This window comes from uncultured Halomonas sp. (genome assembly GCF_947501415.1).
GTDB lineage: Bacteria > Pseudomonadota > Gammaproteobacteria > Pseudomonadales > Halomonadaceae > Halomonas.
Window position 1 is genome coordinate 148,676 of record NZ_CANMVL010000004.1, and the last position, 14,689, is coordinate 163,364.

The window sequence follows — 14,689 nt, forward strand, 5'->3', positions numbered from 1 at the left end:
TTCGTCTAGTCTATCAGGCCTGGGCCGCGGCGGCTTCCAGGGCGGCGACCGCCGGCAGGGTCTTGCCCTCGACATACTCGAGGAAGGCGCCGCCACCGGTGGAAATATAAGAGACCGCATCGGCGATACCATACTTGTCGATGGCCGCCAGGGTATCGCCGCCGCCGGCGATGGAGAAGGCCGGGCTGTCGGCGATGGCCCGGGAGATCACTTCGGTGCCCTTGCCGAACTGGTCGATCTCGAAGACGCCGACCGGGCCGTTCCACAGAATGGTGCCGGCATCCTTGAGCATGGCCCCCAGGCGAGCGGCGCTCTCCGGACCGATATCGAGGATCATCTCGTCATCGGCGACCCGGTCCACCGGCTTGACGATGGCCTCGGCGGCGTCGGAGAACTCGGTGGCCACCACCACATCGCTGGGCAGCGGGATCTCCACCTTGTCCATCAGTGCCCTGGCCTGGTCGATCAGGTCGGCCTCGTGCAGCGACTTGCCCACGTTATGGCCGGCCGCGGCGATAAAGGTGTTGGCGATGCCGCCGCCGACGATCAGCTGGTCGCACTTCTCGGAGAGCGCCGTCAGCACCTCCAGCTTGGTGGAGACCTTGGAGCCGCCGACGATGGCGGCCATGGGGCGGGCCGGAGTGGCCAGCGCCTTCTCCAGGGCATCCAGCTCGGCGGCCAGCAGCGGGCCGGCACAGGCCACGGAGGCGAAGCGGGCCACGCCGTGGGTGGAGGCCTGGGCGCGGTGGGCGGTGCCGAAGGCATCCATCACGTAGATATCGCAGAGGGCGGCGTACTGCTTGGCGAGCGCCTCGTCGTCCTTCTTCTCACCCTGGTTGAAGCGCACGTTCTCGAGCAGCACCACCTCGCCGTCGGTCACCTCGACCCCGCCGTCCAGGTACTCCTTGACCAGCCGTACCGGGCGGCCCAGCAGCTCGCCCAGATGGTCTGCCACCGGCGCCAGCGAGAACTCATCGGCGGGCTCGCCTTCGGTGGGGCGGCCCAGGTGGCTCATCAGCAGCACCCGGGCGCCGCCATCCAGGGCGGCCTGGATGGAGGGCAGGGCGGCACGCAGGCGCGCATCGCTGGTCACCTTGCCGTTCTTGACGGGCACGTTGAGGTCCTCGCGGATCAGCACACGCTTTCCGCTGAGGTCGAGGTCGGTCATCTTGCGCACGTTCATCGGGGGGTGTTCCTCATCTTGGGGAAACCGTAAGGGGATCAGGGAGCGTCGAGGGGCATGGCGGCCAGGCGCCGCGTGACATCGAGCATGCGGTTGGCGAACCCCCACTCGTTGTCGAACCAGCACAGCAGCTTGATCAGGCGGCCGCCGGCCACCCGGGTCTGGGTGGCGTCCACGATACCGGAGCGTGGGTCGTGGTTGAAGTCGACCGAGGCCATGGGCTCCTCGGTGTAGCCCAGCAGGCCGGCCAGGCGTCCGCGGCTGGCCTCGGCGAGCAGATCGTTCACCTCGCTGGCGCTGGTGTCCTGGCGCACCGTAATGGCCAGGTCCATGGCCGAGACATTGATGGTCGGCACCCGCATATGCAGGCACTCGAAGCGACCGGCCAGGTGAGGCATCAGGCGGTTGATGCCGCGAGCCAGGCCGGTGTCCACCGGAACGATGGAGTGCATCGCCGAGCGGGTCAGGCGCAGGTCGGTCTGGTGATAGGCGTCGATCACCGGCTGGTCGTTCATCGCCGAGTGAATGGTGGTGGTGACGCCGTGTTCGATGCCGAGTGCCTCGTCGAGCACGGTGAGCACCGGCACCAGGCAGTTGGTGGTGCAGGAGGCCGCCGAGACGATACGCCGGGCGGGAACCAGTTCGTGGTCGTTGATGCCGCTGACGATGGTGGCGTCGACGTCGGCCTCCGCCGGCTGGGAGAACAGCAGCCGGCCGGCACCGGCGTTCAGGTGGCACTCGGCCGTGGCGCGATCCTTGAAGCTGCCGGAACACTCCAGCACCAGATCGATATTGAGCTCCTGCCAGGGCAGGCGGCGGGGATCGGGCTCGGAGAGCACGCGGATCCCACGGCCGTCGATCACCAGATGGTCGCCATCGACCTCGACCCGCGCCGGGAAGCGGCCATGGGTGGTGTCGTAGCGGGTCAGGTAGGCGATGGTGTCGAGCCCCGACAGCTCGTTGATGGCCACCACCTCGAGCTGTGGCTCGGCACGCTCGACAAGAGCGCGCAGCACGCACTGGCCGATGCGGCCGTAACCGTTGATGGCGATGCGATAGGCCATGGCGTCGAGCGTCTCTCCAGCGGTTAGTGAAGATCGGCGATTCTAGCGTATTTCAGCCGACGAGTCCCGGCAGCCGCCAGGCCAGTGGCAGCAGCAGGGCGGTGAGGATGCCGGTCAGGCTCATGCCCAGCGAGGAGAAGGCACCGGCGGTGGGGCTGATCTCGAAGGCGCGAACCGTGCCCAGGGCATGGCCATTGATGCCCAGCGCCAGGCCGAGCAGGCGCTCATCCTGGATGCCGAGCCAGCGTGCCACCAGGCTGACGCAGCCGATCGCCGCCACACCGGTGACCAGCAAACCGCCCATCAGCAGCGCCACCGAGCCGCCCAGGCGTTCGGTGATGCCGATGGCGATGGGGGCTGTGACCGACTTGGGGGCCAGCGAGGCGAGGATCTCGGCGGGGGCCCCCATCACCCAGGCGATGCCTACCGCGTAGAGGGCGGCCATGGTGGCGGCGATGGGCAGGCAGAGCAGCAGCGGTCGCCACAGCTCGCGGATCTTTCCCATCTGCTGGTAGAGGGGCAGGCCCAGTGCCACCGTGGCCGGTCCCAGCAGCAACGTCATCCAGCCGGCTCCCGCACGGTAGTCGGCATAGTCGATGCCGAGCAGCCATAGCGCGGTGGCCAGCAGCAGGGCGGCCACCAGCAGCGGAGGACACCAGGCGGGGGCACGCAGGGCACGAAACAGCCGGTCGCCGGTGAAGTAGGCGGCGAGCGTGAGTGCCACGGCGGCGAGGGGGTTGACCATCAGCTGCTCGATCAGATCACTCATGGGGAGCCTCCCGGCTGTCGGTGGTGGCATCTGCCACCAGTCGACGCATCAGCCACAGGGTGGTGAAGACGCTGAGCAGGGTACCCAGCAGCAGGGCGACCAGGATGGCGGTGAGTTGGCCGGCAAGCTCGTCGAGGATAAAGAAGATGCCCACCACGCCGGGCATGATCAGCAGTGCCAGGGCGGCGATCAGCGGCCGGGCCGCGGCGGCGATATCGTCGAAGCCGCCGCCGTGGAGCGCTAGCCAGGCGGTGAGCAGCAGCATGCCGATCACGCCGGCTGAAACCGGCAGGCCAGTGAGGAGGACCAGCGCCTCACCGGCCAGCAGAAAGCCGATCAGCCAGAGGAAGCCACGCAGTGTCGTCAAGCCAGCCTCCGGTCCGAGGGCGCCATGGGGCGGTACTGTTCCAGCAGTATGGCGGCCATGGGTCACTCCTGTTGTGTGACGGCAACGCCCTGCTCGGCAAAGACCTCCTGTGCCACTCGCAGGGCGTTCAATGCCCGCGGGAAGCCGACATAGGGAATAAGGTGGATGATGCAGCCGGCAATTTCGTCGGGAGTCAGGCCAACGTTCAGGCCGGTTACCACATGCATGCCGATCTGGGGCGTGCCCTGGGCAACCAGCGCCGAGATGGTCGTCAATACCTTCTGTTTGTTGTCGAGGCCCGGTCGGGCATAGACATCGCCGAAGGCGAACTCCACCACCATCCGGGCCAGGTCGGGCGCGACATCCTTGAAGCTCTCGCCGATCTCCATGTGGCCCGTGGGGCTGTTCTCGTCGGGGATGGTCAGCTCCATCAGCTTGTCCATGCCCTTTTGATAACGATCAGTTGTCATATCCCTCTCCTTTCCTCTCCGGCGGGTGCAGGTTGCAACGCCGGGCTTGTCGACACTTGTCGCGCAAGGTTTCCACAAGAAAGGGGCTCGGCAATCGCCAGCCCCTTTCCAGGTGTCGCCTCGGCCCTACCTTTCCCTCCGGCTGACCTGCTCGCGGAGGCTGGAAGGGTAGGGCCGCGTTAGCGCCGAGGTCAGCCGTCAGTGCCCTCGAGCAGCTCGGTAGCCTGATTGATCACGTTTTGCACGGTAAAACCGAAGAGCTTGAACAGCTCGCCCGCCGGGGCGGACTCGCCATAGCTGCGCATGCCGATCACGCGACCGTCGAGGCCCACATACTTGTACCAGAAGTCGGCATGGCCGGCCTCGATGGCGATGCGACGGATCACGGCTCTGGGCAGCACGCTCTCGCGGTACTCGGCATCCTGGGCGTCGAAGCGGTAGGTGGAGGGCATGGAGACCACGCGCACGGCGTGGCCGGCCTGCTCCAGCTCGGTGGTGGCCTCCATGGCCAGGCCGACCTCGGAACCGGTGGCGATCAGGATCAGGTCGGGGGTGCCGTCGCAATCCTTGAGCACATAGCCGCCGCGCTGGATATTGGCCAGCTGCTGCTTGGTGCGCGACTGGTGGGGCAGGCCCTGGCGGGAGAGTACCAGCGCCGTGGGGCCGGCGTTACGCTTGATGGCGGCATCCCAGGCGGCGGCGGTTTCGGTGGCGTCGCAGGGGCGCCAGGTGGCCAGGTTGGGGGTGGTGCGCAGGTTGGTGAGCTGCTCCACCGGCTGGTGGGTGGGACCGTCTTCGCCCAGACCGATGGAGTCATGAGTGAAGACGTAGATGGCGCGCTTGCCCATCAGGGCCGCCATGCGCACCGCGTTGCGCATGTACTCCATGAAGATCAGGAAGGTGGCGCCGTAGGGAATAAAGCCGCCGTGCAGGACGATGCCGTTCATGATCGCGCCCATGCCGAACTCGCGGACCCCGTAGTGGAGGTAGTTGCCCTCCGGGGTCTGCGGGGTGATCGCCTGCGCCCCCTCCCAGAAGGTCAGGTTCGAGGGTGCCAGGTCGGCGCTGCCGCCGAGCAGCTCGGGCAGCTGCGGCCCCAGCTCGTTGAGGCAGTTGAGCGAGGCCTTGCGCGAGGCGATGGACTCACCCTTCTCCTGGGCACGCTGCACCATGGCTTCGCTGGTAAAGGCGGTGGGCAGCTTGCACTCCATGCGGCGAGCAAACTCGCGAGCCAGCTCCGGGTGGGCCTCGGCGTAGCGCTCGAAGCGGGCCTGCCACTTCTCCTGCTGGGTCTGGCCGGCCTCGCTGGCGTCCCAGCCACGATAGATCTCCTCGGGCACATGGAAGGGCGCGTGGGGCCATTCGAGGCGCTGACGAGCGGCGGCGACTTCGTCCTCGCCGAGCGGGGCGCCATGGGTGGCGGCGGTACCCTGCTTGCCGGGGGCGCCGAAGCCGATGATCGTCTTACAGATGATCAGGCTGGGCTTGTCATCCTGGCTGCGTGCCATCTCGATGGCGGCCTGGATCTCCTCGGGCTTGTGGCCGTCGACGTTGGGTACCACGTGCCAGCCATAGGCCTCGAAGCGCTTGGCGGTGTCCTCGGTGAACCACTCCTCGACCTCGCCATCGATGGAGATGCCGTTGTCGTCATAGAGGGCGATCAGCTTGCCGAGCTGCTGGGTGCCGGCCAGGGAGCAGGCCTCGTGAGAGACACCCTCCATCAGGCAGCCGTCGCCGACGAACACATAGGTGTAGTGGTCGACGATGTCGTGACCGGGGCGGTTGAACTGGGCCGCCAGGGTCTTCTCGGCGAGTGCCATGCCCACGGCGTTGGCCAGGCCCTGGCCCAGCGGACCGGTAGTGGTCTCGATCCCCGGCGCGTAGCCGTATTCGGGGTGGCCGGCGGTCTTGGCGTGAAGCTGGCGGAAGTTCTGCAGCTCCTCGAGACCGAGCTCGTAGCCGGTGAGGTGGAGCAGGGAGTAGAGCAGCATGGAGCCGTGACCGTTGGAGAGCACGAAACGGTCGCGGTCGGGCCACTTCGGGTCGGCCGGGTTGTGCTTGAGGTAGTCGTTCCACAGCACCTCGGCGATGTCGGCCATGCCCATGGGCGCGCCTGGATGGCCGGAATTGGCCTTCTGGACGGCATCCATGGAGAGGGCGCGAATGGCGTTGGCCAGTTCGAAACGTGACGGCATGGGAGAGCTCCTCGCCTGCGTTCCACGCCGTACGGGGGCGGGGACGGGCTGTCTGGCTGGATCGGACGCCGCGCGGGCGGGGCGCGGCGTGGTCGAATTCGGTGGCGTATTGTCGCCGACTTGACGGCGCGCTTCAAATCGTGGATGCCTCGCCACCTGCCAGCGTGTAGACTCTTGGCCCCAATATGAGGCCCACCGCGGCCTGTTTTTTGTGACTTGTTGTGACATCCGTGACTCCACGGTCGAGGACGCCATGAGCGAATACTCCCTGTTTACCTCCGAATCCGTCTCCGAGGGGCACCCGGACAAGATCGCCGATCAGATCTCCGATGCCGTGCTCGATGCCATCATCGCCCGCGACAAGCAGGCGCGGGTGGCCTGTGAGACTCTGGTCAAGACCGGCGTGGCGATCGTCGCCGGCGAGATCACCACCTCCGCCTGGGTCGACCTCGAGGCGATCGTGCGCGAGGTGATTACCGGTATCGGCTATACCTCCTCGGATGTCGGCTTCGATGGCCTGACCTGTGGCGTGCTCAACCTGATCGGCAAGCAGAGCGTGGATATCGCCCAGGGCGTCGACCGTAGCAAGCCCGAGGACCAGGGCGCCGGCGACCAGGGCTTGATGTTCGGTTACGCCACCAACGAGACCGATTCCTTCATGCCGGCGCCGATTCACTATGCCCATCGTCTGGTGGAGCGCCAGGCGGAACTGCGCAAGCAGGGCCTGCTGCCCTGGCTGCGCCCGGATGCCAAGAGTCAGCTCACCTTCCGCTACGATGCCGAGGGCAAGCCCTGCGCCGTGGATGCCATCGTGCTCTCCACCCAGCATGATCCTGAGATCGACCAGCAGGAGCTGCGCAAGATGGTTCGGCGCGAGATCATCGAGCAGGTGGTGCCTGCCGAGTGGCTCTCCGATGAGACCAAGTACCATATCAACCCGACCGGCAAGTTCGTGATCGGCGGCCCGGTGGGCGACTGTGGCCTGACCGGCCGCAAGATCATCGTCGACACCTACGGTGGCACGGCCCGCCACGGTGGTGGCGCCTTCTCCGGCAAGGATCCGTCCAAGGTGGACCGCAGCGCCGCCTACGCCGGTCGCTATGTGGCCAAGAACATCGTCGCCGCAGGGCTCGCCGACAAGTGCGAGATCCAGGTCTCCTACGCCATCGGCGTGGCCGAGCCCACCTCGGTCGCCATCAACACCTTCGGAACCGGCAAGGTGGATGAGGCGAGGATCATCGAGCTGGTCCGTGAGCACTTCGACCTGCGGCCCAACGCCATCACTCGCATGCTCGATCTGCTGCACCCCATGTATCGGCTGACCGCGGCCTACGGTCACTTCGGCCGTGAGCCCTTCGAGACCTCCTATACCTGGACCGATACCGATGGGCAGCAGCACACCGAGACCTTCACGGCCTTCCCCTGGGAGAAGGTCGACCGGGCCGCTGCCCTGCGTCAGGCCGCCGGCCTCCAGTAAAGCATGACGCAGTAGGCTCAGGCCTGCGCGACATAATGGGCCCCGCCGGCAGCGCCGTGCGGGGCCCGTTGCTAGGGTAAGAGCAAACCCCTCGCCGAGGTGCCACCCATGCACCTTCTTCGCCTTTCGCACCTTGCTCACCTTTCGCATTCACTGCGCCTGACCTGCTTGCCGGTCCTTCTTCTTCTGGTTCTGGCCGTGCCGGTTGCCTCTGCTTCCTGTCCGTCGGCGCCGTCGTCGGATTCCGTCGCCGCGCTGCTGGCTCGCCTGGCCGAGTGGGACGACGCCTACTTCCGGCGTGGCGAGTCGCTGGTGAGCGACGATATCTACGAACAGGCCCGGGCTCGGCTCGAGGCCTGGCGGCGCTGCTTTCCCGATCGGGTGCCCGCGATGGCAGCGCCGAGTTATCCCGCGGGCGAAGGCGTTCACCCCGTCCCCCAGACCGGTCTTGCCAAGCTCGCCGATGCCGCTGCCGTGGGGCGCTGGTTGATGCGTCGCTCCGACGCCTGGATTCAGCCCAAGGTGGATGGGGTGGCGGTGACCCTGGTCTATCGTGATGGACGCTTGGCGGCAGCGATCAGTCGCGGCGATGGCGTGTTCGGGCAGGACTGGATCGGGCGTGTGCAGCGTCTGCCGTCGGTGCCACCCCGGCTGCCCGAGTCGTTCGATGGCGTGCTGCAGGGGGAGCTCTACCTGCGGCAGAAGGGGCATGTGCAGGCCGAGCGCGGCGATGCCGGGGCGCGTGCCGAGATCAGCGGCCTGATGGCGCGCAGGGTGCTGAACGCTGACGACGCGGACCGGGTCGGGCTGTTTATCTGGGACTGGCCCGACGGTCCGTCCAATATGGGCGAGCGCCTGGCGGGGCTCTCGAGGCTCGGCTTTGTCGATACGCTGCGCTTTACCCATCCGGTAGCGGATCTGGCCACGGTCAAGCAGTGGCGACGCGCCTGGTTTCAGGGACCGCTGCCCTTCGCCACCGATGGGGTGGTGCTGCGTCAGGCCTCGCGGCCACCCGCCGAGGCCTGGCGGGCCGAGCCGCCGGAGTGGGCGGTGGCCTGGAAGCATCCGCCCCGGGAGGCACTGGGCGAGGTGCGTGGGGTGGAGTTTCGCATCGGTCGTACCGGGCGCATCACCCCGCTGCTCCACCTGCACCCGGTGACGCTCGAGGGGCGCAATATCCGCCGAGTCAGCGTGGCGTCGCTCTTCCGCTGGCAAGCACTGGACATTCGCCCCGGCGACCACGTCATTATTGCCCTGGCCGGACTGACCATCCCGCGCCTGGAGAGCGTGGCCTGGCGCGCTGTCGAGCGTCGCCCGCTGGTGCTTCCGTCCCCGGCACGCTACCACGCCCTGAGCTGTCTCCGCCTGGTGCCGGGCTGTGAGAAGCAGTTCCTGGCGCGGCTTGAGTGGCTGTCCGGCGATCAGGGGCTGGCCATGGCCGGCGTCGGCCGGGGGACTTGGAAGGCGCTGGTCGAGGCGGGGCTGGTCGAGGGACTGCTCGACTGGCTGGAGCTGGATCGACAGACGCTGCGCCGCGCCCGAGGCATTGGCGAGCGCCGAGCCGATACTCTGGTGGCGCTCTTCGCGACGACAGAAGAGGCGCCCTTTGCGCGCTGGCTCCAGGCGCTGGGAGCGCCGCCCGGAGTCGAGGCCGCCCTGCCAGCCGACTGGCACACCTTGGAGCGTCATGACGAAGACGACTGGAGGGCCATGTCCGGCATAGGGCTGGGGCGCGCCGAAGAGCTTGGCGAGTTCTTCGCCCACCCGGAGGTGCGGCGCCTGGCCGAGCGGCTTGTCGAGCTTGGGGTCCCCGGGTTCGGGCGTTGATTGTCGGTCGCCGGAATCGCCGCCTATAGTGAAGGTCACGCTTTCAGCACGTGACGAGGTGCGCCCATGAACCAGCCCGCCGTGACCACTCCCGCCCAGCAGGACTTCAAGGTTGCCGATCTCGCCCTGGCCGACTGGGGGCGTCGCGAGATACGCATCGCCGAGACCGAAATGCCGGCATTGATGACGATCCGTGAGCAGTATCGCGATGCTCGGCCACTGGCCGGGGCACGTATCGCCGGCTGCATTCACATGACCATCCAGACCGCGGTGCTGATCGAGACCTTGATCGATCTGGGGGCCAGCGTGCGCTGGTCGTCCTGCAATATCTTCTCCACCCAGGATCACGCCGCGGCGGCCATCGCCGCCGCCGGAATCCCGGTATTTGCCTGGAAGGGGGAGAGCGAGGAGGCGTTCTGGTGGTGCATCGAACAGACCGTCACCGGCCCCGACGGCTGGACCCCCAATCTGGTACTCGACGACGGCGGTGACCTGACCCTGCTGCTGCACGAGAAGCGCCCGGAGCTGCTCGATGCCGTTCATGGCATCAGCGAGGAGACCACCACGGGCGTGCATCGGCTGCAGGAGATGCTGCGCGACGGCATCCTGCGTGTGCCGGCCATCAACGTCAATGACGCCGTGACCAAGTCGAAGAACGACAACAAGTATGGCTGCCGGCATTCGCTCAGCGATGCCATCAAGCGCGCCACCGACCATCTGCTGTCCGGCAAGCAGGCGCTGGTGGTGGGCTATGGCGATGTGGGCAAGGGGTCGGCGGCGTCGCTCCGTCAGGAGGGAATGATCGTCAGGATTGCGGAGATCGACCCGCTGTGCGCGATGCAGGCCTGCATGGACGGCTTCGAGGTGGTCTCTCCCTATGTCGGTGGCATCAACCGGGGTGTGGAGAGCATCGACCGTGAGTTGCTGCGTCGCATCGATCTGGTGGTGACCTGCACCGGCAATATCGCCGCCTGCGATGCCACCATGCTGCAGGCCCTCAAGTCCGGGGCGGTGGTGTGCAATATCGGCCACTTCGACAGCGAGATCGACACCGGCTACATGCGCCGCCACTGGCACTGGGAGGAGGTGAAGCCCCAGGTGCACAAGGTCTATCGCGACAGCAGGCCGGGCGACTTCGATCCTGCCAGCCGCGACTATCTGATCCTGCTCTCCGAGGGGCGCCTGGTGAACCTGGGCAACGCCACCGGTCATCCCTCGCGGGTGATGGATGGCTCCTTCGCCAACCAGGTGCTGGCGCAGCTGCATCTCTACCGGGGCCGGTTCGCCGAGCTGTCGGCCGAGGAGAAGAGCGAGGCGCTCGGGGTGAGCGTGTTGCCACGCCACCTCGATGAGGAGGTGGCCCGCTATATGGTGGAGGGCTTCGGTGGTGTGATTACCCGCATGACCGAGGCCCAGGTCGAGTACACCGGCGTTCCGGCGGATGGTCCCTTCAAGCCGGACCACTATCGTTATTGAAGGGTCGGCGTTACTGAATGGCCCGCGCTAAAGAGGGGCCCGGTGAACCAGCTCCCCGGGGGTTCTGCCGAACTCCTCGCGAAAGGCGGCGATAAACGCCGACAGGCTCTCGTAGCCGCAGGCCAGGGCGACGTCGGTGACCCGCTCACCGGCTTCCAGCCGGGGCAGGGCGGCAAAGAGCCGGCAGCGCTGGCGCCAGCGGCGAAAGCCGATCCCGGTCTGGGCACGAAAGGCGCGGCTCAGGGTACGCTCGGCCACCCCCAGCCGGCGGGCGTGCTCGCTGAGCCGGTGGGGCGCGTCGGGGCGTGCCTGGATGCGCTGACATAACCGGGCCAGTCGAGGGTCGCGGGGCCAGGGCAGCATCAGCGGCACTCGGGGGGCGGCCCGTAGACGGTCCAGCAGCACCTGGGCCAGCCGGTTGTCAGCGCCCTCCCGGTCATAGAGCACCGGCAGCTCGCCAAAGGCGCGGATCAGCTCGCGCAGCAGCGGCTGTACCTCCAGCACATGGCAGTCGGGCCACCCCAGGTCGCAGGCCTCCGGTTCGAGATAGAGGCTGCGGATCTCGCTGTCGCGGGAGCAGCGTACGCCGTGGAGGCGGCCGGGGGGAATCCATACCGCGCGGTCGGGCGGGGCGATGAAGCGTGCCTCGGGGGTGGCCACCTCGACCACTCCCCTGGCGGCGTAAGAGAGCTGGGCCCAGGGGTGGCGATGGCGGCGTGGGATGGCGCGGTTGGGCAGCGTCTCACGATGGCCGTAGAGCGGACGGGGTAGGCGCTTCAGCTCACCGAGGCGCGTCGGTTCTGGGTGTGGGATGTCCGTTTGTCGATACATGGTGTCTTGTTGGCGTGAAAACGACGTGACCGTTCAGGATAGTCTGTGGCGATCCCTTCGGTCATGGCCTTTCTGTCACTCGAGGTGCACCCATGTTGTCGCGACTGCGTACCCTGTTCGATACCTTCACCCTGCTGCTGATGGCGGTGGTGGCCGTGGCCACCTTGCTGCCGGCCCAGGGAGCTTGGGAGGTGTTCTTCGTCTGGTTGACCCGGCTGGCCATCGCGCTGCTGTTCTTCATGCACGGTGCCAAGCTGTCGCGTCAGGCGATCATCGCCGGCGCTACCCACTGGCGACTGCATCTGCTGGTGTTCGCCTGTACTTTCATGATGTTCCCGCTGATAGGCTGGGCGCTCAAGCCGCTGTTGTTGCCGCTGCTGGGTCTGCCGCTGTATATCGGCATGCTCTATCTATGTGCGCTGCCGGGTACGGTGCAGTCGGCGATCGCCTTCACCTCCATCGCACGGGGCAATGTGTCGGCTGCGGTGTGCAGTGCCTCGGCCTCGAGCCTGATCGGCATCGGCCTGACACCGCTGCTGCTGACCCTGCTGCTGGATGCCGAGGGAGTGGGCGAAACCGCGGTAAGCCTCGATGCGGTGGGCAGGATCTGCCTGCAGCTGCTGCTGCCCTTCGTGCTGGGCCACCTGTCGCGCCCCTGGACCGGCGACTGGATCGCCCGCAACCGCGGCTGGCTGGTAAGTGTCGACCAGAGCTCCATCCTGCTGGTGGTCTATACCGCCTTCAGTGCCTCGGTGGTGGGCGGGCTATGGCAGACCGTCGCGGCCCGGGAGCTGGCGGCACTGACCCTTACGTGCTGCGCGTTGCTGGCGCTGGTGTTGTGGCTGACCGCCTGGCTGGCGCGGCGCCTGGGGTTCAGTCGCGAGGACGAGATCACCATCGTGTTCTGCGGCTCCAAGAAGAGCATGGCCACTGGCGTGCCCATGGCCCAGCTGCTGTTTACCGGCGGCGCCATCGGCCCCGCGCTGTTGCCGTTGATGCTGTTCCACCAGATTCAGCTGTTGGTCTGCGCGGTATTGGCCCAGCGCTACGCCCCTCGCGAGGAGAGCGCCGCTCAGCCGGCCACCAGTGGCAGCATCAGCCCAAGGTAGAGCGGTATCAGCAGCGGCGCGGCCAGGGTGGTGATCAGTACCGCCTGGGCGCCCTTGCCCGGGGCGATGCCCAGCTCCATGGCCACCACCACCACGTTGGCGGCCATGGGTACCACCCCCAGCAGCAGCATGGCCATGGCCAGCTCCCGCGAGAGCGGTGTCATGGCCTGGAGCAGCAGCACCGCGCCCAGCGCCAGCAGCGGCCAGAGCACGCAACGGATCGCCACGCAGGCCCCGATAAAGCGGCCATCCAGCTCGCGAATGCTGACCCTGCCCAGCGTCATGCCGATGATCATCATGCCCAGCAGGGTGTAGGTAGCCGGAAATACCGCCAGCCCCTCCATGGCGGTCGCCGGTATCGTCAGGCCCAGGCCGCTGACCACCAGTGCCGCCAGGAAGGCGTAGATCAGCGGCAGTCGCACGATCTTGGCCAGGCTATCGGCGACCGAGAACTGCCCCCGGGCGCTGAGGTAGAAGCCCACCGTGAACTCGTAGAGGGTGATGCCCAGCACGCAGAACAGGTAGAGGGTGACCCCCTCCGGTGGCAGCAGCACCAGGGCCACCGGCAGGCCGAAGTAGCCGGTGTTGCCGGTGCCGGCGGAGAAGGCCAGCAGGGCGCTCTCCTGAGGGAGAAAGGCATGCCGGGTCAGGCGGTGCACCAGCAGGGCGAGCAGGCTGGCGGTGACGAAGGCAGCCAGGGTCAACAGCAGGAAGCTGGGCGTGGGGCCACCCTGAACCAGGCCGCGAAAGAAGGTCAGGGGAGCCACCAGGTAGATCAGCAGGGTCGCGATGGGGCGTGGGTCCACCGCCAGCCGGCGAGCGGCCAGCCAGCCCAGGGCGACATAGCTCAACAGTATCCACAACGGGCCCATCAGGGCGCTGGGGTCGATGGCGTGCATGGAAAATCCTTGTCTGATGACTCCGGGGCATCATGATGCCCGTGGCGCTGGTGGGGGGCCAACTTGAATGAAATCGATATGAGGCCACGAATCTTTCATTGGTGGGTAGGGTAACGACTCGTCACAATGGACACATCATGCAGACGCCTCATGAGGAGATCCGATGAGCACGCAACAGCACCCACTGGGTATCAGCTTCGAATTCTTCCCGCCCAACACCGCGGCCGGTCGCGAGAAGCTGGTCGGTGTGCGCGATGCTCTGGCCGAGCGTGGGCCGCGCTTCTTCTCAGTGACCTATGGCGCCGGAGGGTCCACCCAGGACCGTACCCTGACTACCGTGCGCCAGGTACGTGAGGCGGGCATCATGACCGCGCCCCATCTCTCCTGCATCGGTAGCGAGAAGGGGCAGTTGCGCGAGCTGCTGGCTCGCTACCGGGAGGAGGGCATCGATAGCCTGGTGGCCCTGCGGGGTGACCTGCCCTCGGGCATGGGCGGCATCGGCGAATTTCGCTATGCCAATGAGCTCGTCGAGTTTATCCGCGAGGAGAGCGGTGATCACTTCGAGATCGCCGTGGCCGCCTACCCGGAGTCGCATCCCCAGGCACCCAGCCTGGCGCTGGATGTCGAGAACTTCGCGCGCAAGGTAAAGGCCGGTGCCAACCTCGCCATTACCCAGTATTTCTTCAACGCCGATGCCTACTTCCACTTCGTGGAGCGGGCTCAGGCCCTGGGGGTCGATACGCCTATCATCCCGGGGATCATGCCGATCACCAACTACACCAAGCTGGCGCGCTTCTCCGATGCCTGTGGCGCCGAGATCCCGCGTTGGATGCGCAAGCAGCTGGAGGCCTACGGCGATGACAGCGAGTCGATTGCCGCCTTCGGTGAAGAGGTGATCTCACGCCTCTGCCAGCGTCTGCTCGATGGGGGCGCGCCAGGCCTTCACTTCTATACCCTTAACCAGGCCGCCCCCAGCCTTAAGATTGTGGACAATATCGTCGGCTGAGGCCGGCAGTGCCTGC

General features: G+C 66.8%; 13 protein-coding genes. 5 read left to right on the forward strand and 8 right to left on the reverse strand.

All coding sequences use genetic code 11. The features are described 5' to 3' along the window. Window positions 1–13: 13 nt before the first annotated feature. From Q0894_RS03440 to tkt, 6 genes are all read right to left on the reverse strand, one after another. Window positions 14–1,183 (reverse strand): phosphoglycerate kinase, encoded by a 1,170-nt coding sequence (locus tag Q0894_RS03440; RefSeq protein WP_299231519.1) that lies wholly within the window; start codon window positions 1,181–1,183, stop codon window positions 14–16. A 38-nt stretch (window positions 1,184–1,221) separates the two neighbouring features. Further along, window positions 1,222–2,247 carry a glyceraldehyde 3-phosphate dehydrogenase NAD-binding domain-containing protein gene (locus Q0894_RS03445; protein WP_299231521.1) on the reverse strand — a complete coding sequence of 342 codons (1,026 nt, stop codon included), beginning with the start codon at window positions 2,245–2,247 and terminating at the stop codon, window positions 1,222–1,224. A gap of 52 nt (window positions 2,248–2,299) precedes the next feature. Then, window positions 2,300–3,016, reverse strand: a complete 717-nt coding sequence (locus Q0894_RS03450; protein WP_299231523.1) for an LrgB family protein — start codon at window positions 3,014–3,016, stop codon at window positions 2,300–2,302. Next, window positions 3,009–3,383: a CidA/LrgA family protein gene (locus Q0894_RS03455; protein ID WP_299231526.1), complete on the reverse strand. Its 375-nt coding sequence runs from the start codon at window positions 3,381–3,383 to the stop codon at window positions 3,009–3,011. Before Q0894_RS03455 ends, Q0894_RS03450 begins: the two co-directional genes overlap by 8 nt. Before the next feature lie 62 nt (window positions 3,384–3,445). Then, complete coding sequence (locus tag Q0894_RS03460) at window positions 3,446–3,853, reverse strand: carboxymuconolactone decarboxylase family protein (protein WP_299231528.1); 408 nt, start codon at window positions 3,851–3,853, stop codon at window positions 3,446–3,448. A gap of 191 nt (window positions 3,854–4,044) precedes the next feature. Beyond that, the gene (gene tkt / locus Q0894_RS03465) at window positions 4,045–6,048 is read right to left on the reverse strand and encodes a transketolase (protein WP_299231530.1); all 2,004 of its coding nucleotides are present in this window, start codon (window positions 6,046–6,048) and stop codon (window positions 4,045–4,047) included. A 253-nt stretch (window positions 6,049–6,301) separates the two neighbouring features. On the opposite strand from tkt, the gene metK reads away from it, so the two are divergent. The 3 genes from metK to ahcY all read left to right on the forward strand — a co-directional run bounded on the left by metK (window position 6,302) and on the right by ahcY (window position 10,828). Further along, window positions 6,302–7,525: a methionine adenosyltransferase gene (gene metK, locus Q0894_RS03470; protein ID WP_299231532.1), complete on the forward strand. Its 1,224-nt coding sequence runs from the start codon at window positions 6,302–6,304 to the stop codon at window positions 7,523–7,525. Window positions 7,526–7,633: 108 nt separating this feature from the next. After that, window positions 7,634–9,352, forward strand: coding sequence for an NAD-dependent DNA ligase LigB (ligB, locus tag Q0894_RS03475; RefSeq protein ID WP_299231534.1), 1,719 nt, complete (start codon window positions 7,634–7,636; stop codon window positions 9,350–9,352). 66 nt (window positions 9,353–9,418) lie between these two features. Then, window positions 9,419–10,828, forward strand: a complete 1,410-nt coding sequence (gene ahcY / locus Q0894_RS03480) for an adenosylhomocysteinase (protein WP_299231536.1) — start codon at window positions 9,419–9,421, stop codon at window positions 10,826–10,828. A gap of 27 nt (window positions 10,829–10,855) precedes the next feature. Here ahcY and Q0894_RS03485 read toward each other — a convergent pair whose 3' ends face one another. Continuing rightward, the gene (locus Q0894_RS03485) at window positions 10,856–11,659 is read right to left on the reverse strand and encodes a helix-turn-helix transcriptional regulator (protein ID WP_299231538.1); all 804 of its coding nucleotides are present in this window, start codon (window positions 11,657–11,659) and stop codon (window positions 10,856–10,858) included. Window positions 11,660–11,751: 92 nt separating this feature from the next. Between Q0894_RS03485 and Q0894_RS03490 the strand changes: the two genes are divergently transcribed. After that, window positions 11,752–12,768, forward strand: coding sequence for a bile acid:sodium symporter family protein (locus tag Q0894_RS03490; protein ID WP_299231540.1), 1,017 nt, complete (start codon window positions 11,752–11,754; stop codon window positions 12,766–12,768). Here the strand turns inward: Q0894_RS03490 and Q0894_RS03495 are convergent. Beyond that, window positions 12,732–13,667, reverse strand: a complete 936-nt coding sequence (locus Q0894_RS03495; protein ID WP_299231542.1) for an AEC family transporter — start codon at window positions 13,665–13,667, stop codon at window positions 12,732–12,734. The genes Q0894_RS03490 and Q0894_RS03495 overlap by 37 nt on opposite strands. 163 nt (window positions 13,668–13,830) lie before the next feature. Here Q0894_RS03495 and metF point away from each other — a divergent pair, with 163 nt between their 5' ends. After that, window positions 13,831–14,673, forward strand: coding sequence for a methylenetetrahydrofolate reductase [NAD(P)H] (gene metF / locus Q0894_RS03500; RefSeq protein ID WP_299231544.1), 843 nt, complete (start codon window positions 13,831–13,833; stop codon window positions 14,671–14,673). Window positions 14,674–14,689 lie beyond the last annotated feature (16 nt).